21 protein-coding genes are annotated in these 21151 nt (G+C 70.2%); 5 read left to right on the top strand and 16 right to left on the bottom strand.

The features are described 5' to 3' along the window. Positions 1-73 precede the first annotated feature (73 nt). The 4 genes from ACGFMK_RS01300 (at position 74) to ACGFMK_RS01285 (ending at position 4560) form a co-directional block, all read left to right on the top strand. Entirely contained in the window at positions 74-649 is a 576-nt protein-coding gene (locus tag ACGFMK_RS01300; RefSeq protein WP_392756022.1) for a TetR/AcrR family transcriptional regulator, read from the top strand. A 41-nt stretch (positions 650-690) separates the two neighbouring features. Next, positions 691-1632 carry a carbohydrate kinase gene (locus ACGFMK_RS01295; RefSeq protein WP_392756020.1) on the top strand — a complete coding sequence of 314 codons (942 nt, stop codon included), beginning with the start codon at positions 691-693 and terminating at the stop codon, positions 1630-1632. A gap of 197 nt (positions 1633-1829) precedes the next feature. After that, entirely contained in the window at positions 1830-3146 is a 1317-nt protein-coding gene (locus ACGFMK_RS01290; RefSeq protein ID WP_392756018.1) for a citrate synthase, read from the top strand. Positions 3147-3213: 67 nt separating this feature from the next. Then, positions 3214-4560 (top strand): cryptochrome/photolyase family protein, encoded by a 1347-nt coding sequence (locus ACGFMK_RS01285; protein ID WP_392756016.1) that lies wholly within the window; start codon positions 3214-3216, stop codon positions 4558-4560. On the opposite strand, the gene ACGFMK_RS01280 is transcribed toward ACGFMK_RS01285, so the two are convergent. The 6 genes from ACGFMK_RS01280 to ACGFMK_RS01255 form a co-directional block, all read right to left on the bottom strand. Continuing rightward, positions 4561-5751: an ABC transporter permease gene (locus ACGFMK_RS01280; RefSeq protein ID WP_392756014.1), complete on the bottom strand. Its 1191-nt coding sequence runs from the start codon at positions 5749-5751 to the stop codon at positions 4561-4563. Further along, a complete protein-coding gene (locus ACGFMK_RS01275) occupies positions 5748-6662 on the bottom strand; it encodes an ABC transporter ATP-binding protein (protein WP_392756012.1) in 915 nt (304 codons plus the stop codon). The genes ACGFMK_RS01280 and ACGFMK_RS01275 overlap by 4 nt, the downstream gene beginning before the upstream one ends. Further along, positions 6655-7209 (bottom strand): hypothetical protein, encoded by a 555-nt coding sequence (locus ACGFMK_RS01270; RefSeq protein ID WP_392756009.1) that lies wholly within the window; start codon positions 7207-7209, stop codon positions 6655-6657. The genes ACGFMK_RS01275 and ACGFMK_RS01270 overlap by 8 nt, the downstream gene beginning before the upstream one ends. Continuing rightward, positions 7206-7475 (bottom strand): helix-turn-helix transcriptional regulator, encoded by a 270-nt coding sequence (locus ACGFMK_RS01265; protein ID WP_323324097.1) that lies wholly within the window; start codon positions 7473-7475, stop codon positions 7206-7208. The genes ACGFMK_RS01270 and ACGFMK_RS01265 overlap by 4 nt, the downstream gene beginning before the upstream one ends. Before the next feature lie 187 nt (positions 7476-7662). After that, positions 7663-9204 carry a glycerol-3-phosphate dehydrogenase/oxidase gene (locus tag ACGFMK_RS01260; protein WP_392756007.1) on the bottom strand — a complete coding sequence of 514 codons (1542 nt, stop codon included), beginning with the start codon at positions 9202-9204 and terminating at the stop codon, positions 7663-7665. After that, on the bottom strand, positions 9201-9764 hold the full coding sequence (locus ACGFMK_RS01255; protein WP_392757552.1) for a TetR/AcrR family transcriptional regulator: 564 nt from the start codon (positions 9762-9764) through the stop codon (positions 9201-9203). The genes ACGFMK_RS01260 and ACGFMK_RS01255 overlap by 4 nt, the downstream gene beginning before the upstream one ends. A gap of 97 nt (positions 9765-9861) precedes the next feature. Between ACGFMK_RS01255 and ACGFMK_RS01250 the strand changes: the two genes are divergently transcribed. Next, positions 9862-11481, top strand: a complete 1620-nt coding sequence (locus ACGFMK_RS01250; protein ID WP_392756005.1) for an FAD-binding oxidoreductase — start codon at positions 9862-9864, stop codon at positions 11479-11481. On the opposite strand, the gene ACGFMK_RS01245 is transcribed toward ACGFMK_RS01250, so the two are convergent. The 10 genes from ACGFMK_RS01245 to ACGFMK_RS01200 all read right to left on the bottom strand — a co-directional run bounded on the left by ACGFMK_RS01245 (position 11459) and on the right by ACGFMK_RS01200 (position 21076). Continuing rightward, positions 11459-12013, bottom strand: coding sequence for a gamma-glutamylcyclotransferase family protein (locus ACGFMK_RS01245; RefSeq protein WP_392756003.1), 555 nt, complete (start codon positions 12011-12013; stop codon positions 11459-11461). The two genes, ACGFMK_RS01250 and ACGFMK_RS01245, sit on opposite strands and share 23 nt — an antisense overlap. A gap of 65 nt (positions 12014-12078) precedes the next feature. Further along, positions 12079-13176, bottom strand: coding sequence for an S-(hydroxymethyl)mycothiol dehydrogenase (locus ACGFMK_RS01240; RefSeq protein WP_392756000.1), 1098 nt, complete (start codon positions 13174-13176; stop codon positions 12079-12081). Between the two features lie 117 nt (positions 13177-13293). After that, a complete protein-coding gene (locus ACGFMK_RS01235) occupies positions 13294-13773 on the bottom strand; it encodes an HAD domain-containing protein (protein WP_392755997.1) in 480 nt (159 codons plus the stop codon). Positions 13774-13860: 87 nt separating this feature from the next. Then, positions 13861-15123, bottom strand: coding sequence for a peptidase C39 family protein (locus ACGFMK_RS01230; RefSeq protein ID WP_392755994.1), 1263 nt, complete (start codon positions 15121-15123; stop codon positions 13861-13863). A gap of 71 nt (positions 15124-15194) precedes the next feature. Beyond that, positions 15195-15596: a PaaI family thioesterase gene (locus tag ACGFMK_RS01225; RefSeq protein WP_392755992.1), complete on the bottom strand. Its 402-nt coding sequence runs from the start codon at positions 15594-15596 to the stop codon at positions 15195-15197. A gap of 58 nt (positions 15597-15654) precedes the next feature. Continuing rightward, complete coding sequence (locus tag ACGFMK_RS01220; protein ID WP_392755990.1) at positions 15655-17379, bottom strand: TIGR03767 family metallophosphoesterase; 1725 nt, start codon at positions 17377-17379, stop codon at positions 15655-15657. Between the two features lie 168 nt (positions 17380-17547). Continuing rightward, positions 17548-17904 (bottom strand): DUF4190 domain-containing protein, encoded by a 357-nt coding sequence (locus ACGFMK_RS01215; RefSeq protein WP_392755987.1) that lies wholly within the window; start codon positions 17902-17904, stop codon positions 17548-17550. A 165-nt stretch (positions 17905-18069) separates the two neighbouring features. Then, positions 18070-18888: a carbohydrate ABC transporter permease gene (locus tag ACGFMK_RS01210; protein WP_392755984.1), complete on the bottom strand. Its 819-nt coding sequence runs from the start codon at positions 18886-18888 to the stop codon at positions 18070-18072. Next, positions 18885-19781, bottom strand: a complete 897-nt coding sequence (locus ACGFMK_RS01205) for a carbohydrate ABC transporter permease (protein ID WP_392755981.1) — start codon at positions 19779-19781, stop codon at positions 18885-18887. Before ACGFMK_RS01205 ends, ACGFMK_RS01210 begins: the two co-directional genes overlap by 4 nt. 8 nt (positions 19782-19789) lie before the next feature. Continuing rightward, a complete protein-coding gene (locus ACGFMK_RS01200) occupies positions 19790-21076 on the bottom strand; it encodes an ABC transporter substrate-binding protein (RefSeq protein ID WP_392755979.1) in 1287 nt (428 codons plus the stop codon). Positions 21077-21151 lie beyond the last annotated feature (75 nt).

The raw sequence follows: 21151 nt of genomic DNA, 5'->3' as shown, positions 1-21151 counted from the left end.
AGTACTGTGGGTCCGCTCAGAGTACAGTATGACAGGCCTGGGGTGGCGGGATGACGTAGGAGATAGTGGTCCGATGGAAGCCAGTCGCAGGCCCACCGCGAGGCAGCGCGCCCTGCTCGCCGAGCTCGAGGCGCTCTTCCTCGCCGAGGGCTTCGCCGCGTTCACCCTGGACGACATCGCCGGCCGCCTGCGCTGCTCGAAGTCGACGCTCTACGCCCTCGCGCCCAGCAAGGAGCAGCTCGCCGTCAAGGTTGTCGCCCAGTTCTTCCGCGGCGCCGCGGAGCGGATCGAGGAGCGGATCGCCGGGATCGACGACGCGCCCAAGCTCATCGGGGAGTACCTCGCCGGCGTCGCCGAGCACCTCAACCGGGCGTCGGCGACGTTCATGCGCGACATCGCCGAGTTCGCTCCGGCGCGCGAGACCTACCAGGTCAACAGCCGGTTCGCGGCGCAGCGGATCCGCGCGTTCATCGACAAGGGCGTCGCCGACGGCGTCTTCCGCGACGTCCACGCCCGGCTCGTCGCCGAGATGACCGGGCTGATCGTCGAGGGCATCCAGACCGGCGTGCTCGCGCAGCGCATCGAGGTGTCCGACGCCGAAGCGTTCACCGCTCTGGGTGAGCTGCTGCTCGGCGGGCTGAACAAATAGCGGACAGGAATTGTCACCGCGTTCTCCCTTAAACTCGCCCGGTGATCGTCGTAGGCGGAGAAGCGCTCGTTGACCTCGTCCCGGGTGACCCCTTGGACTCCACTGTGGACGGTGGGCTGCGCGCGCTGCTGCCGCGCCTGGGCGGCGGGCCGTACAACGTCGCGCTGGCCGCGGGCCGCCTCGGCGTCCCGACGGCCTTCCTGTCGCGGGTGTCCACCGACCGCTTCGGCGACGCGATGGTCGAACGCCTGCACGCGTCGGACGTCGACACGTCGCTGCTGCAGCGCGGGGACGAGCCGACGACACTGGCCGTCGTCGCGCTCGACGCCAAGGGCGCCGCGCGCTACACGTTCTACGTCGAGGGCACGGCCGACCGGCTCGTCGCCGACCCCGGCCCGCTGCCGGACGAGACGACCGCGCTCTCGCTCGGCACCCTCGGTCTGGTCCTCGAGCCCGGCGCGTCGGCGTACGAGGCGATGCTCCGGCGCGAGGCCGCGCGCGGGGTGCTGACCGTTCTCGACCCCAACATCCGCGAGGCGCTGATCACCGATCCGGCCGCCTACCGCGCCCGGTTCGCGTCGTGGCTCCCGGACGTCCGGCTGCTGAAGATCTCCGACGACGACGCCGCGTGGCTCACCGAAGGCGCCGACCCGGTCGCCGCCGCGAAGACGTGGGTCGAGTCCGGTGTGGACGCCGTGGTGCTCACCCGGGGCGCCGACGGCGTCGCGGTGATCACCGACGCAGGTGAGCTGGCCCACGTGCCGTCGCGGCGGGTCGAGGTGGTCGACACCATCGGCGCCGGCGACACCGTGCAGGGCGCGCTGCTGGCCTGGCTGACCACCCACGAGGTCTCGGACCTGGCTTCTCTCGACGCGGACGCGTGGCGCGAAGCCCTCGCCTTCGCGGCGAAAGCCGCCTCGATCACGGTGTCGCGCAGCGGCGCGGAGCCGCCCACAACGGCCGATATGGCATCCACCGTGTGAACCTGGTCCCAAAGCGGGTACCAGGGGCAACGTCACCGCTGCGCGGTGCCGGGTTTCTCGACTAGCGTAGAGGGGCATTCTTCATACCCCAGCGGGGCGGTGTGCAGCGAGGCGCCAGTGTTTCCTCGCGTGAACACGTGGCTACCTGTGGAACCTACAGGCGCCGCCGTCCCGTGCCCAACGTGAGAGGGACTTGCATGTCCGACGCGACGACTGCGGGGCAGTCCGGCGGCGAAACCGCGAAGCTGAGCCTTCCGAGTGGCGAGCACGAATTCAAGATCGTCCACCCGGTCGAGGGCGCGCCCGGGATCGAACTGGGGAAGCTGCTGGCGCAGACGGGGTACATCACCTACGACCCCGGGTTCGTCAACACCGGCGCCGCGTCGTCGGCCATCGCCTACATCGACGGCGACGCCGGTATCCTCCGCTACCGGGGTTACCCGATCGAGCAGCTGGCCGAGAAGTCGACCTTCGTCGAGGTCTCCTACCTGCTGATCTACGGCGAGCTGCCGACCGAGGCCCAGCTGGCCGACTTCACCCAGAAGATCCAGCGCCACACGCTGCTGCACGAGGATCTGAAGGCCTTCTTCAGCGGTTTCCCGCGTGACGCGCACCCGATGCCCGTGCTGTCCAGCGCGGTTTCGGCGCTGTCGACGTTCTACCAGGATTCGCTCGACCCGTTCGACGAGCCGAACGTGGAGCTGTCCACCATAAGGCTCCTCGCGAAGGTGCCGACGCTGGCCGCGTACGCGTACAAGAAGTCCGTGGGCCAGCCGCTGCTGTACCCGGACAACTCGCTCGGCCTGGTCGAGAACTTCCTGCGCATGACGTTCGGCTTCCCGGCCGAGCCGTACGAGGTCGACCCCGCCGTCGCGAAGGCGCTCGACCTGCTGTTCATCCTGCACGCCGACCACGAGCAGAACTGCTCGACCTCGACCGTGCGCCTGGTCGGCTCGTCCGAGGCGAACCTGTTCGCGTCGATTTCGGCCGGCATCAACGCGCTGTTCGGCCCGCTGCACGGCGGCGCGAACGCGGCGGTGCTCGACATGCTCGAGGGCATCAAGAACGACGGCGGCGACGTCGCCAAGTTCGTCGAACGGGTGAAGAACAAGGAAAAGGGCGTGAAGCTGATGGGCTTCGGGCACCGGGTCTACAAGAACTACGACCCGCGCGCGAAGATCATCAAGAACACGGCCGACGAGATCCTCGGCAAGCTGAAGGGCGGCGACCAGCTGCTCGACATCGCCAAGAAGCTCGAAGAGACCGCGCTTTCGGACGACTACTTCGTTTCGCGCAAGCTGTACCCGAACGTGGACTTCTACACCGGCCTGATCTACCGGGCGCTGGGCTTCCCGACGAAGTTCTTCACGGTGCTGTTCGCGCTCGGCCGCCTGCCGGGCTGGATCGCGCACTGGCGCGAGATGATCAACGACCCGGCCACCAAGATCGGCCGCCCGCGGCAGATCTACACCGGCCACGCGTCGCGGGACTACACCCCGATGTCGGAGCGCTGAGCCTGATCAGCTGACCGATGGCGCCCCGTCGTGCACTGGCACGGCGGGGCGCTTATCGTTGTCCGCCGTGACCAGAGAAGCACCCGTCGTCCTGTGGTTCCGCCGCGACCTGCGCCTCGGCGACCACGCCGCGCTGCTCGAGGCGTCGAAGCACAGCAAGCACGTCCTCGCGCTGTACGTCCTCGACGAGGCGCTGCTCAAGCCGTCCGGTGACGCGCGGACGGCGTTCCTCTACGGCTGCCTGGAGAAGCTCGACGAGCAGCTGGGCGGCCGGCTGATGCTCGTGCGCGGCGAACCGGCGGCCGAGGTCGTGAAGGCCGCGAAGAAGATCGGCGCGTCGGCGGTGCACGTCAGCGCCGACACCGGCCCGTACGGCCGCCGTCGCGACGCCGAGGTCGCGAAGGCGTTGGCGGACAACAACATCGACTGGGTCGAGACGGGCTCGCCGTACGCGATCATGCCCGGGCGCGTCACCAAGCCGGACGGTGACCCGTACCGCGTGTTCACGCCGTTCCACCGCGCCTGGCTGGCGCACGGCTGGCGCGCGCCCGCCGACACCGGGCCGTCCCTTGTGGACTGGGTGGAGCCGCCCCGCACCTTGAAGATCCCCAAGGCGCCGCGGGTTTCCGCGACGCTGCCCGAACCGGGTGAGCAGGCCGCGCTGGACACCTGGCACGCCTTCCTCGACGACGCCCTCGAGACGTACGACTCCGACCGTGACCGGCCCGATCGGGAAGGCACCACGCGGATTTCGCCGTACCTGCGCTGGGGCTGCGTCCACCCGCGGACGCTGCTCGCGGACCTCGCCGGGAACGACGGCGTCGGCGCGAAGTCGATGCGGGGCGAGCTGTGCTGGCGCGAGTTCCACGCCGACGTCCTGTGGCACCGCCCGGAAACCGCGCGGAAGAACTACGACCGCCGGTTCGACAAGATGAAGCACGACAGCGACACCGAGGCGTTCGAGCGGTGGTGCGCCGGGAAGACCGGCTACCCCATCGTCGACGCCGGGATGCGGCAGCTGCTCGCCGAGGGCTGGATGCACAACCGCGTCCGGATGGTCGTCGCGAGCTTCCTGGTGAAGGACCTGCACCTGCCGTGGTGGCAGGGCGCGCGGCACTTCATGAACCACCTGGTGGACGGCGACCTCGCGTCGAACCAGCTGAACTGGCAGTGGGTCGCGGGCAGCGGCACCGACGCGGCGCCGTACTTCCGGATCTTCAACCCGACGACGCAGGGGGAGAAGTTCGACCCCAACGGCGACTACGTCCGCAAGTACGTCCCGGAACTGCGTTCGGTGCCCGGAAAAGCGGTCCACAAACTGAAGGACCGCCCCAAGGAGTACCCGGAGCCGATGGTCGACCACGCCCACGAGCGCCAGGTGTCCTTGGAGCGGTACGGCCAGATCACGTCGTGATCAGCCGCGCAGGGCCTCCGACAGCTTGATGCGGCTGCCGATGCGCAGCACGCTGTTGCCGTAGATCTTGCCGCCCAGCCAGGTCAGCAGCGCGACCAAGGCGACCGTCAGGCCGAGGGACAACCCGATCTCCCACCCGGCCGCGGCGCCGGTCGCGATGCGGGCCGGCATCAGGATCGGCGAGAGCAGCGGGATCAGCGAGAGGACCTTGGTTCCCGTGCCGTCCGGGTCCTGCAGCAGCAGGTTGAACCCGGCGACGAACCCGATGATCAGCACGATGTTGATCGGCCCGACGACCGACTGCGTGTCCTCCTGTCGCGACACGAGCGAGCCCAGCGCGCCGTAGATCGTGGCGTACAACAGGAAACCGAGCAGGTACCAGAGCAGGCCCCACAGCAGCGCGCCGCCGGCGAAACCGGACAGGCTGAACACGCCGCTGACCGTCGCCGCGATCAGCCCGGCCGTGGCGAGGATGACCAGCTGGACCAGGCCGACCAGGCCGAGCCCGATCACCTTGCCCAGCAACAGCTGCCACGGCCGCACGCTGGCGAGCAGGATCTCCACGACCCGGCTCGCCTTCTCCTCGACGACACCCTGGGCGACCATCGTGCCGTAGGTGATGATGCTGATGTAGAGCAGGAACGCGACGATCAGGCCGACGACCAGCCGCTGCGTGTGGTCGGCCGGCTCCGGCGACAGCGCGTCGTCCTGCACGTGGGTGCCGTTGACCTGCGCCATCACGTCGGCGGGTTCGAGCTGGGCGGCCGAGAGGACGCCGTCGAGCACCTGCTGCTGCGCCACCTGGTCGAGCACCGTGCGCAGCTGGGTGTCCAAAGAGGACTTGTACGTCGCGGTCAGCTTCGCCGCGCTGCCCGAGACGAGCGCGTCGAGGTCACCGTCCTCGACCTTTTGCCGGCCCTCGGCCGGGTCGGTGACCGTGACGACCGAGATCTCCTGGCCCGCCTGCGCCGCCTTCGTCCGGAGCTGCTGGGCGATCCCCGTCGCCTGCCCGGTCAGGCCCACCGTGCTCTTGTCGGCTGCCCCGGCCAGCGCGGCCTGGAACCCGACGTACCCCAGCAGCAGCACCAGCATCACGACGGTGCCGATCACGAACGAGCGCGTCCGCAGCCGGGTGTTCAGCTCGCGCTTCAGCACGAGCCAGACGGCCCGCCGCCCACTCAGCGTCCTCATCGTGGATCCCCCTTCTCGGCCACCGCGTCGCGGAACAGCTCGGTCAGCGTGCGGCGCCGGTGGCTGAACTCGGTGACCGGCCCGGTCGACAGGGCCGCGGCGAGCACGGCCTGGTCGTCGGCGCTCGGTTCGAGGCCGAGCACAGTGGTCGTGTCGTGTTCCTCCAGCACACGCACGCCGGGCAGGCCGGCCGCCCAGCCGGGACGCGCGCCCGGCGCCGTCACCACGAGCTTGCTGCCGGCTTCGGCGGTCAGTTCGCCGACCGTGCCGACGGCGACCATCCGGCCGTTGCGGATGATCCCGACCCGGTCGCAGAGCCGTTCGACCAGGTCGAGCTGGTGGCTGGAGAACACGACCGGCACCCCGGCCGCGGCCTTCTCACGCAGCACCGCGCTCATGACGTCGACGGCGAGCGGATCGAGGCCGGAGAACGGCTCGTCGAGCACCAACACGGCCGGGTCGTGCACCAGCGCCGCGGCCAGCTGGACGCGCTGCTGGTTGCCGAGGCTGAGTTTCTGCACCTCGTCCTTGCGGCGCTCGGCCAGGCCGAGCCGGGTGATCCAGGTTTCGGCGTTGCGGTGCGCTTCGTTCGCGGTCAGGCCGTGCAGCTCGGCGAGGTAGACGAGCTGCTCCAGCACCTTCATCTTCGGGTACAGCCCGCGTTCCTCCGGCATGTAGCCGATGTGCGTGCGGGTTTCGTGCGTGATCTTCTCACCGTTGAACCGGACTTCCCCGCCGTCGGCGGCCAGCACCCCCAGCGCGATCCGCATCGTGGTGGTCTTGCCCGCGCCGTTGCTGCCGACGAAGCCGAACAGCTCGCCGGCCCGGACGTCGAACGAGACGCCGTCCAGCGCGACTTTCGCGCCGTAGCGCTTGGAGATCCCGTCGATCTCCAGGTTCCCCTCACCCATGTGCTTCCCCCTCGTCGAAGTCCTCGGGATCGTCGTCCGGCAGCGACCAGCCGAGCACGATCGGCGGGACCGTGGTGCCGGTGACCAGCAGCGCGGACATCATCATCACGCCGCGGTACGCGCCCTCGGCCTGCCCGGCGACGACCATGGTGTAGAACATCGCGACCAGCATCAGCCCGACGAGCACCAGGTAACCGACGTAGGTGACGCGGTGCCGCCACTCGCGTTCGCGCTCGTCCAGCAGCCGCGAGAAACTGCCGCTCATCCGGCCGGTCAGGATCTTCAGCAGGATGAAGGAGGCGCCGCCGGTGAGCAGCGCGCCCATCCAGAGGCCGAAGTACAGCGACGGCGAAACCAGGGTGAAGACGGCGGCACTGCCGACGAGCACGAGATCGGCGGCGGCCAGGACGACGGCCAGCGCGCGCCGGTGCCGCCGGTCGCGCCAGCCGGGCAACCGCTTGGCGTGCCGCAGTTCGCGTTCGTCCATCCTGTCGAGCTGACGTTCCCAGTAGGCCGCGAGCCGGCCCTGCTGCTCGGTCATCGTCATGCTCCCCCCTCGCGGTAGACCTGGGTGGACAGCGGCATGAACGGTTCGCGGCTGAACACCGCTTCGACCGGCAGGTCGAACACCGAACAGATCCGGAACGCCAGGTCCAGGCTCGGATAGTGGTCGCCGCGCTCGAGCGCCCCGATGGTCTGCGGGTTCACTTCGACGGCGTTGGCGAGCGCGGCCCGGCTCATCCCCCGCTCGGCTCGCAACACGGCCAGCCGGTTGTGGATCGGCAGCTCCTTGCCGCGTCTGACCGGACTCATGAACGTACTGTTGCAAAAACCCAACGACTCGTCAACCTAAGAGAACATCAAGCTTCGGTTGTCCACAGGTCCCCGGTGATGTGGACAGCTCGGCTGCGCGAGTGGCTTTTCGCGGGTTTTGTCCGGGGGGTGCCGGTACGCTGGAAGCGGGGCCGGTCCCCGGAGAGGGCGGGGGGCTGCTGTGGGGTCAGGAGAGGCCGGCCAGCGCCTTGTCGACCAGCTCGGCCACCCGCGGAGTCGCCGCAGCGGCATCCGCCGGGATCAGCGCCAGCCGTGTGCGCCGTTCCAGTACGTCCTCGATGTCCAAAGCTCCCTCGTTGCGGACCGCCCAGACGATCTCCGCCGCCGTGATCTCCGTGCTCGGCGACACCGGGGCCGCGAACTCGGTGTCCAGCTCGCCCAGCGCCGCCACCCGTGGTGCCTCCGTGCCGTACTTGGCCACCAAGCGGGCCGGTGCGTCCACAAGGGACAGATCCTCGCGGCGGGCCGCGCCCAGCAGCGGGAGCCGGGACGTGCGGCAGGGCGTGGTCGGGAGCCCGGCCAGGCGCACCGCCGCGTCGACCGCGTCCTCGGCCATGCGGCGGTACGTCGTGAGCTTGCCGCCGACCACCGTCAGCAGGCCGTCCGAGCCCGCCAGGACCGCGTGCTTGCGGGACAGGTCCGCCGAACGGCCGCCCGTGCCCTCGATCAGCGGCCGCAGCCCGGCGTACGAGCCCGCGATGTCGTCGCGGGTCAGCGGTCGCGACAGGACCGATGAGGCCAGCGACAGCAAGAAGTCCACATCGGACTCGGGAACCGTTGGCACATCGGGCAGAGGTCCCGAGACGGGCTCGTCGGTCAGTCCCAAGTAGACCCGGCCGTCCGGCTGGGGGAGCAGGAAGACGAACCGGTTGGTCTCGCCCGGCACGCCGATGTTGACCGACGTCGTGCCCATCGGCACCGTTCCCGGGGCGAGCACCAGGTGTGAACCGCGCGACGGCCGCAGTTTCACCGAGCCGGTCAGCGTCCCGGCCCAGACGCCGGTCGCGTTGATGACCTGACGGGCGAACAGGTCCAGCTCGTCGCCCGAGACACCGTCCCGGACGCGGACCCGGTCGGCCGCCACGGAAACCGCCGACAGGCGGGTCAGGATCCGGGCGCCGAACGCCGCCGCCGTGCGCGCCAGGCTGATGACCAGGCGCGCGTCGTCGACGAGAGCGCCGTCGTAGGCCAGCAACGCGCCGCGCAGCCCGTGCGGCGACAACCCCGGCGCCAGCGCGAGGGCCTCCGCCGCCGGGATCGTGCGCGGCCGCGGCAGCACCGACGACGGCGTGCGCGCCGCCCGGCGGAGGCCGTCGCCCGCGCGCAAGCCCGCCGCGACCAGCGCCTGCTGCGCCCGGGACGTGCTGGGGTACAACGGGAACAGCTGTGGCATCGCGCGCGTGAGGTGCGGTGCCGTGCGCGTCATCAGGACGCCGCGCTCGACGGCGCTTTCGTGCGCCAGACCCAGTTCGCCGTGCGCCAGGTACCGCAGCCCGCCGTGGACGAGCTTCGACGACCAGCGCGACGTCCCGAAGGCGAGGTCACGTGCCTCGACGAGCGCCACCGACAGACCCCGGGACGCCGCGTCGAGCGCGATCCCGGCGCCGGTGACGCCGCCGCCGACCACGATGACGTCGACGCGTTCGCCCGACGCCAGTTCCGCGAGCTCGCGTTCGCGGCGCCGCGCGTTGAGCGAACCCGACGTCATGGCTTGAGAGCCGCGTCGAGCACGTGGGTGAATTCCGCCATCAGCGCCCCTTCGGAGACGTCCACCGTCGCCGGCCGCAGCGAGAACGCGAAGGACTGGACCAGCAGCAGCACCGCGCGTGACTGGGCCGCCACCGGCGCGCGCCGGATCGAACCGTCGTGGTGGCCGGCCGCCAGCAGCTGGTGAAGCGCTTGCTCGGCGAACTTCTGGGTCGCGCCGAGCCGCTCCACGATGTATGGCAGCACCAGCTCGGGGTCGACGTCGAGCAGTGTGCGGAACAGCGGGTCGGTCGACAATGCGCGGATCCCGGCCGCGGCGATGAGCACCAGCCGCCCGCGGCTGTTCGCCGCGTCCGCGCCGCGTTCGCTCGCGGTGCGCAGCAAGCCGCTGAACTCGCGCGTCATCAACGCGGCGAGCACGCTGCGCACGTCGGGGAACCGGCGGTAGACCGTCATCCGGCTGACGCGCGCGGTGCGGGCGATCTCGGCGAGTGTGGTGCGGCGCACACCGACGGCCAGTACGCAGGTGCGCGCGGCGTCGAGCAGCACGTCATCGGCCACGCGCGTCGCCGTCTGGCGGTTGCGGGTGTCCGCGAGCGCGGACGAACCCGCGCTCTGCATGGTGTGACGTTTAACGTCCATATGTCACACTGTAGTCGTGAACGAGCTGATTGACCACCGTCTCCGACGGTCTTGGACCGCGGAAGCCGCCGACGCCGCCCAGCTTCCCGCGCGAGCGGCCAAGTGGCTTGAACAGCGTATAGGCCAGCTGGCTCCCAGTGCTGCACCAGTGGCCGAATTGACGGTGAAAATACCGTCGTCGAATCTGGCCGAATCTGCAGTGGAGGCGCTGTCCGAGGCCGTCGGAACCGCGAACGTGCTGGTCGACGACGCGGCGCGGCTCGCGCGGGCCACCGGTCTGTCCTACCTCGACTTGCTGCGTCGTCGCTCGGCCGAAGCCGGGTTCCCGGTGCCTGACGCGGTGGTGCTGCCCGCGGACCCGGACGAGGTCCAGGCGGTGCTCGACGCCTGCGTCCAGCACGATGTCGGAGTTGTCCCGTTCGGTGGCGGGACCTCGGTGGTCGGTGGCGTCGCGGCGCTCAGCGGTGAGAAGACGTCGGTGATCGCGCTCGACCTGGTCCGGCTCGACGCGCTGGTGTCGGTCGACACCGAATCGCGCATCGCCGTGCTGCAGGCGGGTGTCCGCGGCCCCGAGGCCGAGCGGCTCCTCGGCGAGCGCGGCCTGACGCTCGGGCACATCCCGCAGTCGTTCGAGCGCGCCACGATCGGCGGCTTCGCGGCGACGCGCTCGGCCGGGCAGGCGTCGTCGGGTTACGGCCGGTTCGAGGACATGGTCACCGGCGTCCGGCTGGCCACCCCGCGCGGCGAGTGGAAGCTCGGCGTCGCCCCGGCATCCGCGGCCGGGCCCGACCTGCGTCAGCTCGCCGTCGGCAGCGAGGGCGCGCTCGGGGTCATCACGGAGGTTTCGCTGCGCGTCCGGCCGGCGCCGGCGGTCAAGCGGTACGAGGGATACGCGCTGCCCGGCTGGGAAGCCGGCGCGGCGGCCGTGCGGGACCTGGCCCAGAACCACGTGCTCGCCGACGTCACCCGGCTGTCCGATGTGGACGAAACCGAGGTGTCGCTCGCGCTGAACGCCGGGCTCAAGACGACCGCGCTGCGGAAGTACCTGTCCGCGCGTGGCGTGCGCCGGCCGTGTTTCCTCATCGTCGGCTGGGAAGGCACCGCGCACGACGTCGCGGTGCGCCGCCGTGAGACGACGCGCCGCCTGAAGGCGCTGGGCGCGGTGCGCGTCGGCAAGGCGCTCGGCGAATCCTGGCGGCACGGCCGGTTCGGCGGCCCGCGGCAGCGCGACGCCCTGATGGACCGCGGTGTGTGCGTCGAGACGCTGGAGACGGCGACCTACTGGTCCACTGTGGACGAACTGCGCGACGACGTCCGGGCCGCGCTCACGGCGTCACTGGGCCGCGCGATCGTCATGTGCCACATTTCGCACGCGTACGAAACGGGCGCGTCGCTGTACTTCACGGTGCTGACCGCGCGCGACGCCGCCGACCCCGTCGGCCAGTGGCAGCGCGCGAAGGCCGCGGCCAGCGAGGCGATCAGCGGCCTGGGCACGATCTCGCACCACCACGCCGTCGGCGTCGACCACGCGCCCTACCTGAGCGCGGAGATCGGCAAGCTCGGTGTGGAAGTGTTGCGCGCGGCGAAGTCGGCCGTCGACCCCACCGGGATCCTCAACCCGGGGAAGCTGGTCTGAGCACTTCGCACGGCACCCCGTGGCCGTCGGCGGCGACGCCTTCGAGCGCCGCCGCGTCGGCCTGCGGGACGTCCGCGGTGCGCACCGGCTTGCCGTCCACGAGCAGTGGGTAGCGGATCGGCGCGGCGCCGACGTAGGTGTGCACCTCGGTCAGCCGGGTGCCGTCCTCGAGCGTGATGTCGGGGTCGGTCAGCCGGGCCAGGTGGTAGCGCGTTCCCCGGCCTTCGCACCGGTCGAGGACCGCCAGCTGGTCCGGCGTCACGAACCAGACGGCGTGCTCCTCGACCCCGTCCATCGCGGTGAGGGTGGCGGGGCGCTGGTCGTCGACCACGCGGAACCCGGCCGCCCACACCGCGGCGAGCCCGCCGCAGCGCGCGTGCGTCACCACGACCGGGCCTTCGAGCCCGAGCCGGCCGCGCAGCCAGGTGATCTTCGACGGGTTCGCGTTCGAGCCGTAGGCCAGCACGGCCATCCGGTCGCGCCAGCCGTCGGGAGCGGTGTCGAGCGGGTGCCCGACGCCGTCGACGTGCACGAACGAGTAGCCCGGCCGGGTGCCCGGGTAGGGCTCGGCCGGGTACTCGTCGTCGGTGAACAGGGTCAGAACGTCACCACGCTGCGCAGGACGTCACCGTGGTGCATGCGCTCGAAGGCCTGCTCGACGCCGTCGACGCCGATCCGCTCGGTGACGAACTTGTCGAGCGGCAGCCGGCCCTGCAGGTAGAGGTCCACCAGCATCGGGAAGTCCCGGCTGGGCAGGCAGTCGCCGTACCAGGAGGACTTCAACGAGCCGCCGCGCGAGAAGAAGTCGATCAGCGGCAGGTCGTTGAGCCGCATGTCCGGCGTCGGCACGCCGACCAGCACGACGGTGCCGGCGAGGTCGCGGCCGTAGAACGCCTGCCGCCAGGTCTCCGGCCGGCCGACGGCGTCGATCACGACGTCCGGGCCGAAGGAGTTGGTGGCGTCCTGCATGGCCTCGACGACGGCTGCTTCGCTGAGTCCGCGACTGTTGACGGTGTGCGTCGCGCCGAAGTCCTTGGCCCACTCGAGCTTCCGGTCGTCCATGTCGATCGCGACGATCGTGGTCGCGCCGGCCAGCTTCGCGCCCGCGATGGCCGCGTCGCCGACGCCACCGCAGCCGATGACCGCGACCGAGTCGCCGCGGGTGACGGCGCCGGTGTTGATCGCCGCGCCCAGCCCGGCCATCACCCCGCAGCCGAGCAGCCCGGCGACGGCGGGTTCGGCGTCGCGGCTGACCTTCGTGCACTGTCCGCTGTGGACGAGCGTCTTCTCGAGGAACGCGCCGACGCCGAGCGCGGGCGACAGCTTGGTGCCGTCGGCGAGCGTCATCGGCTGGGTGGCGTTGAACGTCGAGAAGCAGTACCACGGCTTGCCGCGCTTGCAGGCCCGGCAGGTGCCGCAGACGGCGCGCCAGTTGAGGATGACGTAGTCACCGGGCTCGAGGTCGGTGACGCCGTCCCCGACGGCTTCGACGACCCCGGCGGCCTCGTGGCCGAGCAGGAACGGGAAGTCGTCGTTGATCCCGCCCTCGCGGTAGTGCAGGTCGGTGTGGCAGACCCCGCAGGCCTGCACGGTGACGACGGCCTCGCCGGGTCCGGGATCGGGCACCAGGACCGTCTCCAGCGAGACCGGCTCGCCCTTCGCCCGCGAAACGACCCCCTGGACCTCGTACGGCATGCGAATCCACCTTCCCGGCTGCACTGCTGGTTCCGCCCGCAGCTAATCACGGATCATGCGGGGATGGCGACATCCGCATGAGTGAGGTTCGGTGAGGAGGGCGCAACAAGTTGCGCTTCACGCAACTGTGCTCAGCCACTCGGCGATGACGCCGAGGTCACCGGTCGTGAGGCCGACGCTCGGTGCGACGGTGTGGAGCAGTGCCGGTCCGGGGTGGTGTTCGCCGACCCAGGCGCGGTCCACGTCGGTGGTTTCGTCGTCGATCCAGACGAAGGCGCGGCCCGCGGCCCGCTCGACGATCGGCCGGGTCTTCCAGTGCGGGCCGGGGCCGGTGGCGTCGTCGTCGGGGAAGTCGAGCACCGGGAGCGGCGGCAGGCCGGCCAGCGGGGCCACGCACTCGTTGGCGTCGTCCAGCCAGGTGGTGGCCCAGACGAGGTCGCACCCGAGGGCCAGCAGCCGCGGGCCGAGCCCGGGGTCGATCCGGGGCAGCAGCGGATGGCCGAGGTCGGCGTCCGTGAACGTCCGGTACTCGCCGGAAGTCCGCCCGAAGGGGATCAGCGGACCGTCGACGTCGAGGAACAACAGAGGGCGCGGCATGGCTCCGCAAGTCTGGCACGGGGCCTGGGGAAAGTCCGTGAATGTCGCATTGAGGGACTCTACGTCCCTCAATGCGACATTCACGGCTTAAGCCGGGGTGATGATGTAGGCGACCCCGCCCGGGCCGCCGGCCACGGTGCCGTCCGCGCGGTAGCGCTTCGTGCGCTGCCAGATCTTCTCGAACTGGTCCCGCTTGTAGACGTTGCGCACCCGGTCGTTGCTGCTGGACGCCGGGTCGTTGACGATCACGTCGCCGTCCTTCGTGAAGCCGACCACCACCATGATGTGGCCCGACGTGCCGTAGCCGGCGCCGTCCAGCTCCGAAGCCAGGAACGACTGCGACGTGATCACCGGGATGCCGCGGGCGATGTAGGTCTCCAGCTCGTTCAGCGAGTGCAGCCGCGTGATGTGCCCGCGCAGGCCGCGAGACGCCGCATACGCCGTGTTGAACGGCCAGTTGCCGGTGCCGTCGTAGGCGTGGTCGTAGGTGTAGCGCGCCGCGAACGCGATCGACGGGTCGACGTAGTCCGAGGGGATCCACGCCATCTCCGCCGCCGACGGCTTCTTGCCCCAGTACTCGGCCACCATCTCCGTCGACGTCGGGCTGCACCAGGCTTCGCCGCCCCCGCCGTACTGCGGGAACTGTCCCTTGTGGAGGTTCTGCGCGTACGCCGGCACCTTCAGCTCGATCCCGGTCGCGCGGCCCGGCTTCGTCGTCTGGACGTCGAAGCGGTCCGGCACGGCCGAGGTCATCGCGCCCAGCGACGTCACCGACGGCGTCGCGTTCGAGCCCTTCTCCCGGTAGAGGCTGATCCGCAGCTTGTACGACTTGAGCGTGACGCCCGCCTTCGTGACCAGCGTGTCGACGTCGACCAGGGCGTTCGCGTCGTCCTGGCCGTCGACGCTGGTGCGCAGGATGTCGGCGTCGCCGCTGGCCCAGCGGCCCATCACGTACCAGGCCGTCTCCGCGCCCGTCGACGTTCTGCCCTGCGCCTCGACCTGCAGCCAGGTCTTCGCCGGCGTCTGCGCGTTCCACGACGAGACGAGCTGCGTCGCGCCGAAGCCCTGGCGGTACGACGGCGACGTCCACTGGGCGTATTCGTACGTCTTCGTCGTGCCGAGCTCGGGCTCGGTGTGCTCGACCGTGCCGATCGGGCGCGTGATGCGCAGGCCGTCGCGGGTCAGCGCGAGCCCGGCGAAGCTGCCCTCGTGCAGGCGGCCGCCGGCCCACTCGTGGTAGTCGATCGACTCGTCGTCGCCCGGCCGGCCGGGCGCGGCCTCGGCGACCTGCGCGGTCACCGCCGTCAGCAGCACCACGGACAATATGGAGAACAAACTGCGCACCCGCATCCCGGCTCCCACCGTCGACCCACCAGTAGCCAGGGATTTTCGCCGGTCCGGCCGGGTATGTAAACAGGTACCTACAGGACGGCCTGCGTCTGTGTCACTTTCGCGACCAACCTGCCGTCGTCGTCGTGGACCTCGGTCTCCACCACGACGAACTTGCGGCCGGCGTGCAGTGGTCTGGACGACGCAGTCGCGTAGCCCGAACGCACCGCGCGCAGGAAGTTCGTCTTCGACTCGACGGTGGTCGTGCCCTGCCCGCCCTCAGGCAGGTTGAGGAACGCGCACACGGCGCCGGTCGAGTCGGCCAGCGCCATGAGCGCGCCCCCGTGCAGCGCGCCGCCGAGCGTGCAGAGGCTCTCGTCCCACCTCAGCCGGCTGCGCACGAGCGCGGGCCCGTGTTCCAGTACCTCGACGCCGAGGCGTTCGGAGAACGGCATGGAGCGGTGGAAGAGCTGCGTGCCCTCGGGATCGGTCATGCCCTCGAGCTTGCCGGACACCGGCGCCGCGGGGCGATTACCTCTGGGGTAACGCGCGTCAGCTGAGCGGGTGGACGAGCAGCAGTTCCGTGTTGTGGTCGACGGCCTCGCCGACCCGGCCGAGGTCGACGTGGATGTCGTTGTAGGACAGCTCGCGGTAGAGGGACGCAAGCGCTTGCGGCGTCCGGGCGTCGTAGTCCACGGCGTACGGCGCTTCGGCCTCGATCAGTGTCGTGAACAGCGACAACGTGCCGTCGGCGTTGTCCGCGACCTCGACGATCCGGGCCTGCTGCGGGAAGTCGACGTGGGACGCGGTGTTGATCTCCCAGAAGCTCTGCTTCGGCGTGCCGCCGGCGTGCGCGGTGATCTTGTTGAGGTGCGTGTGGCCGTTGACCCAGGCCAGGACGTTCGGGAAGCGCTTGAGCAGCGCGACGAACGCGTTGCCGTCGAGGCGCGGGTCGAGCAGGTGGCGCGAGTCCGGCAGCAGGTTGCCCATCGAGCCGCTGGTGTGGTGGCTGAACAGGAGGAACAGCTCGTCGGTGACGCTGTGGGTGACCCGGCGGCCGAAGAAGTCGTAGTACGCCGAGCTGCCGCGCTTGAGCGTCGCCTCGACCCAGTTGTACTGCGCGAGCCCGATCGAGCCGTCGGCGAACCCGGCGTCGGTCGTCGTGTCGAGGCTGATGCCGGTGATGCCCGGCGCGATCCGGAACGTGTAGTAGACGGTCTTGCCGTCGGCGTTGTCGGCGCCGAAGCCGTGCCCGACCGGGCCGGGGCCGGTGTTGGCGGTGTCCAGGTGGGCGCGGACGAACTCGCCGGTGCTGAACGGACGGCGGCGCGCGTCCGGCGTGATCTCGCGGATCGTGCCGCTGCCGCCGAACAGCTCGGCGACCGGCACGCTCGAGCCGGGCTTCTGGATGGCCGCGGCGAGCTTCTTCGCGGTGCTCTCGTCCTTGCCGATCACCTTGTGCTTGCCGGTGTACCAGGCGTCGATGCCGGGGATCTGGGCCGGCAGCGAGCCGACGATGCTGTCGTCGTGGTTGCCGAAGGTGCAGAACCACGGCACGTCGAGGCCCGGCGCGGTGAACGTCCCGATGCCCGCTTCGAGCAGGCCGGGCAGCTGCGGGAAGCCCTTGGCGGAGTAGGCGTCGCCGCCGGGGGTGCCCGGGTTCCAGAACGCGCTGTTGCCCGAGCTCTGGACGCCTTCGTAGGCGTTCGGGTCGCCGGAGTTCGGCGTGACGCTGCCGCCGTTGAGCACCTTGAGGAACCAGTCGAGCTCGATCAGCTCGTGGTTGTCGGTGTTGTCGCCGGTGGTGACCATGAGGTCGAACGGCCGTCCGGTGAACGGGCCTTGCCGCACGCTGTTGACGCGTTCGACGAGCGCGCTGGTCGCGACGGTGCCGAGCGCTTCCTGCGGCCGGTGCGCGGAGCCGATGTAGGGGTGCAGGTACTCGAAGCGCGCGGGGCTCTCGGTGTCGGTGATGTGCAGGTCGGTGAACTGCACGAACGCGCTGAGTGCGCGGCGCCGGTCGTCCCGCCCGGCCTGTGGGGCGGCGAGGTCACCGCGGACGACGAGCGGCCAGCCGGGCCCGGCGCTCAGCCGGGAGTAGGTCGCGGTGCCGCCGCCGGTCGCGACCTGCTCGAGGGTCGTCCCGGCGGTGCTGACCGAGCGGGTGGCGGTGAGCCGCAGTGCCCGGTCGAGCGCGTTCGCGGTGGGCGTGCAGAGCAGCAGCCCGAGACCGGCGGCGCCGGCCGTGGCGAAGGTGCGCCGGGTGAGTTCGGCCATGTGATTCGCTCCCCAGGTGTCTCGGTTGCCCAGCACCGTGCCGGACGACGTTGTCCACACGGTGAACATGAAAAACATTCACCGTGACACTTGGGTTCACCTTGTCACAGGGCTTGGGGTGGGTGTACCGCCGAAGGTCGTGGTCATTTCCGCCGCTGGCGGTCTTCCTCAGAGCAGCGCGAACCCGAAGCTCAGGAAGAGCACCATGAGCACGAGCGCCGGGATCGTCGCGAGGATTCCGCAGACCAGGCCGGCGATGCCCATACCGCGGCCGGTGAACCCCGGCCGGGCGCTCTGGGTCACGCCCGCCCACGAGAGCCCGATGGCGAGCAGGCCCATGAGCACGTCACCGAACGGGATCCAGAACCCGAGCAGGGCGAGGATGCCGACCACCATGCCTGCGACGCAGAGCCCGCTGGTGCGCAGGATGGGGTAAGGCGCGGGCATCGCTTGGTACGGCATCCCGTAGTGCTGCGGCAGCGGTACGGGCGCGGACATCGGATACGGCTGCACGGGGCCGGACATCGAGTACTGCTGACTGGGGTCGGGCGGCGGCTGCCAGGCCGGCTGGAACGGGGCGGGCAGCCGTGTCCCGGAATCTTCCGGGGGGACGGATGGGTAAGGGCCGGATGTCGTCATTTCGCACCTCTTCGGTCGGCCTACCCGGAGTCGCCCCGGCGCGATCGCTTGTTACGACCCGGTCAGGCCCGACTCCGTCACCCCGCGCACGAGGTAGCGCTGCAGGAACGCGAACAGCAGCACGATCGGCAGGATCGACACCGCCGCCGCGAGGAAGAGCAGGTTCAGCTGCGGGTTCTGCGACGTCAGCAAACCCGACAACGCCACCTGCACGGTCCACGAATCGGGGGACTGGGCGATGATCAGCGGCCACAGGAACGCGTTCCAGCTGCCGATCACGGTGATCACCGCGATCGCCGCGAAGAACCCCCGCGAGTTCGGGACGACGATGCGCCAGAAAACACCCCATCGGGTGAGGCCGTCCACCCGGCCCGCTTCCTCCAGCTCGCGCGGGAAGTCCAGGAAGTACTGCCGGAAGAGGAAGACGCTGAACGCGCTGAACAGGCCGGGAATCACCAGGCCGCGAAAGTCCGACAGCCAGCCGAGCGTCGAGACCACCACGAAACTCGGCACGAACGTCACCGACGTCGGGATCATCAGCGTCCCCAGCACCGCGTAGAAGACTGAGCGGGAATGGCGGTAGGGGATGCGCGCCAGGCCGTAGCCCGCCAACGAGCACAGCACCAGCAGGCCGACCGTCTGCAGCACCGCCACGATCGCCGAGTTCAGCAGGCTTCGGGCGAAGGGGACGTCGTCCAGGGAGAACAGCTTGGCGAAGTTCTCCCAGTGCACTGTGGACGGGAAGAACGTCCACTGTGGAGCGGTGATCTCCGCGCGGGACGCCAGGCCGTTGCGCAGCAGCAGGTAGAACGGCAGCAGGAACAGCACCGCCGCGACGATCAGCGCCGTCCACCGGATGAACGCCCTCATGACGCACGTCCGAACCGGAGGACGCGGCCCTGCAGCAGCGTCACCAGCGCGATGATCAGCGCCAGGATCACCGCGCCCGCGCTGCCGCGGCCGAGGTCCTGGCCGCCCGAGCCCAGGGACGTGTAGTACAGGTACACCAACGGCGGCCGGGCGAACGGCGGGTAGCCGCGGGCGTCACCCATGATGTTGTAGAACTCGTCGAACGCCTGGTACGCGTTGATCAGGTTCAACAGCAGCACCGCCACCGCCGTCGCGCGCAGCTGGGGCAGCGTCACGTACCGGAACACCTGCCAGCCCGGCTTCGCGCCGTCGAGCCACGCCGCCTCGTACAGGTGGAGAGGGATCCGTTGCAGGGCCGCGATGAACAGGATCATGTAGAACCCGAGCTGCAGCCACAGCCGCGCCGTGACCAGGACGACCCAGTACAGCGGCGGGTGGACCGTGCCCGTCCAGGCGACCGGGTCGGCGCCGAACAGCGACAGCACCGTGTTCGCCAGTCCGTAGCGGACACCCGAGAACAGGGACGTCTTCCAGATCAGCGACGCCACGACGTACGAGCACGCGAACGGCAGGAAGAACACCGACCGGAAGAACGCCCGCGCGAACCGCAGCTGGTTGACGCCCAGCGCCAACGCCAGCGACAGCACGAACGTCAGCGGCACGATGAACAGGGCGAACACGCTGAACGTGCCGAGGCTCGACAGGAACGGCTCGTCGGTGAGCATGTGGCCGTAGTTGTCCAGCCCGACGAACTTCGTCGGCGTGACGGTGTTGCGCGCGTCGAAGAACGACAGGTACGCGCTCCAGCCGATCGGCAGGTACGCGAACACCGCCAGTCCCAGCAGGAACGGCCCGACGAACAGCCAGAACGTGCGTGCGTCTCGCCGCTTCATCCCCTGTGTCATCCAAAAAGACGCTTGAGCTCGGCCTGCGCGACCCCGACCGCGGTCTTGACCTGCGCGGCCGGGTCCGCCCCCTCCTTCGCGATCTTCGCGACCGCGTCGGAGAGTGCCGTGTTCGACTGCTGTGTCCATACCGGACCGCCGACCAGGTGGCTGTTCTCCTTGACGAACCGGGCGGCGTCGGCCGCCGGGCCGGTCTTGAGGCTGTCCGCGCGGTCGGCCAGGCTCTGGCGCGCCGGGACGTGGAAGCCGAACTTCGTCGCGAACTCCAGCTGGTCCTGCGTCTGGTCGACCCACAGCCACTTCACGAACGCCTTCGCCTCGGCGACGTGCGCGCTCTTGGCGTTGACCATCGCGCCGTACGCGCCGACCGGCACCGAGGGCGCGCCGCTCGCGTCGAGCTTGGGGAAGGGCAGCACGCCGAAGTCGTCGTCGAACGCGTCGCGGATCTTCGGCACGTTCCACAGCCCGGTCCACTGCATCGCGGCCAGTCCGTCGATGAACGCGCCGGGGTCCGACCAGTCGGCGGGCGCGCCGAGCAGCAGTGAACCGTTGGTGTTGAGCGTGTGCAGCTTCGCGAGTGCGGTCGCGGCGCGCGGGTCGTCGAAGCCGACCTCGCGGTTGCCGTTCTTCAGGTAGTCGAGGCCGGCCGACCACAGCAGCGGACCGGTGAGCACGCCGACACCGCCGTCGTTGCCCGCGAAGAAGCCCTTGACGCCGTCCTTCGTGAGCTTCGACGCCGCGTCGATCAGCTCGTCGACGGTCTGCGGCGGCTGCACGCCGGCCGCCTGCAGCAGGCTCTTGCGGTAGAAGAGCACCTGCGTGTCGGTGGCCTGCGGGATGCCGTAGACCTTGCCCTCGACGGTCTGCGCGGCCAGCACCGCCGGGCTGAAGTCGCCCTTCACCGGCCCGATGACGTCGTCGAGCGCGACGACCTGGTTCTGCCGCACCCAGTCGATCTTCACCTGCGCCTCGAAGACGTCCGGCACCTTGCTGTTCTGCAGCGCGGTGACGATCTTCGAGTCGTAGTCGCCCGGGTTCCACTGCACGGTGACGGCGGCGCCGGGGTAGGTCGCGGCGTAGCGCTTGACGGCTTCCTGGACGCCGTCCTCGCCGTAGGCGTGGTACCACTGCTGGAGCGCGACCTTCGGCGCGTCCGAGGGCGGCGGCCCGGCCGAGTACGCCGTCGACGGCGGCGGGTCGCCCTGCCGTCCGGTGTTCGACCCGCACGCGGCGACCAGCGCCCCGACTCCCGCGAGCGCGAGAAAACTCCGCCTGTTCTGCATCCCCAGTACTCCTCCGTGAATGTCCGTGAAGGCCACCTTCAGGGACATAGAGTCCCCCAAGGTGGCCTTCACGGA

This window comes from Amycolatopsis sp. NPDC049252, from assembly GCF_043197175.1.
In the GTDB taxonomy this organism is placed as follows: domain Bacteria; phylum Actinomycetota; class Actinomycetes; order Mycobacteriales; family Pseudonocardiaceae; genus Amycolatopsis.
The sequence above is the reverse complement of the archived record's forward strand: the minus strand, read 5'-3'. Positions and strand labels throughout refer to the sequence as shown.

Bases quoted from the DNA above. Each gene is read 5' to 3' on its own strand.
- ACGFMK_RS01300 (WP_392756022.1), top strand. From the start codon at position 74: ATGGAAGCCAGTCGCAGGCCCACCGCGAGGCAGCGCGCCCTGCTCGCC.
- ACGFMK_RS01290 (WP_392756018.1), top strand. From the start codon at position 1,830: ATGTCCGACGCGACGACTGCGGGGCAGTCCGGCGGCGAAACCGCGAAG.
- ACGFMK_RS01280 (WP_392756014.1), bottom strand. From the start codon at position 5,751: ATGAGGACGCTGAGTGGGCGGCGGGCCGTCTGGCTCGTGCTGAAGCGC.
- ACGFMK_RS01275 (WP_392756012.1), bottom strand. From the start codon at position 6,662: ATGGGTGAGGGGAACCTGGAGATCGACGGGATCTCCAAGCGCTACGGC.
- ACGFMK_RS01270 (WP_392756009.1), bottom strand. From the start codon at position 7,209: ATGACGATGACCGAGCAGCAGGGCCGGCTCGCGGCCTACTGGGAACGT.
- ACGFMK_RS01265 (WP_323324097.1), bottom strand. From the start codon at position 7,475: ATGAGTCCGGTCAGACGCGGCAAGGAGCTGCCGATCCACAACCGGCTG.
- ACGFMK_RS01260 (WP_392756007.1), bottom strand. From the start codon at position 9,204: ATGACGTCGGGTTCGCTCAACGCGCGGCGCCGCGAACGCGAGCTCGCG.
- ACGFMK_RS01240 (WP_392756000.1), bottom strand. From the start codon at position 13,176: ATGCCGTACGAGGTCCAGGGGGTCGTTTCGCGGGCGAAGGGCGAGCCG.
- ACGFMK_RS01235 (WP_392755997.1), bottom strand. From the start codon at position 13,773: ATGCCGCGCCCTCTGTTGTTCCTCGACGTCGACGGTCCGCTGATCCCC.
- ACGFMK_RS01230 (WP_392755994.1), bottom strand. From the start codon at position 15,123: ATGCGGGTGCGCAGTTTGTTCTCCATATTGTCCGTGGTGCTGCTGACG.
- ACGFMK_RS01225 (WP_392755992.1), bottom strand. From the start codon at position 15,596: ATGACCGATCCCGAGGGCACGCAGCTCTTCCACCGCTCCATGCCGTTC.
- ACGFMK_RS01220 (WP_392755990.1), bottom strand. From the start codon at position 17,379: ATGGCCGAACTCACCCGGCGCACCTTCGCCACGGCCGGCGCCGCCGGT.
- ACGFMK_RS01215 (WP_392755987.1), bottom strand. From the start codon at position 17,904: ATGTCCGGCCCCGTGCAGCCGTATCCGATGTCCGCGCCCGTACCGCTG.
- ACGFMK_RS01210 (WP_392755984.1), bottom strand. From the start codon at position 18,888: ATGAGGGCGTTCATCCGGTGGACGGCGCTGATCGTCGCGGCGGTGCTG.
- ACGFMK_RS01205 (WP_392755981.1), bottom strand. From the start codon at position 19,781: ATGAAGCGGCGAGACGCACGCACGTTCTGGCTGTTCGTCGGGCCGTTC.
- ACGFMK_RS01200 (WP_392755979.1), bottom strand. From the start codon at position 21,076: ATGCAGAACAGGCGGAGTTTTCTCGCGCTCGCGGGAGTCGGGGCGCTG.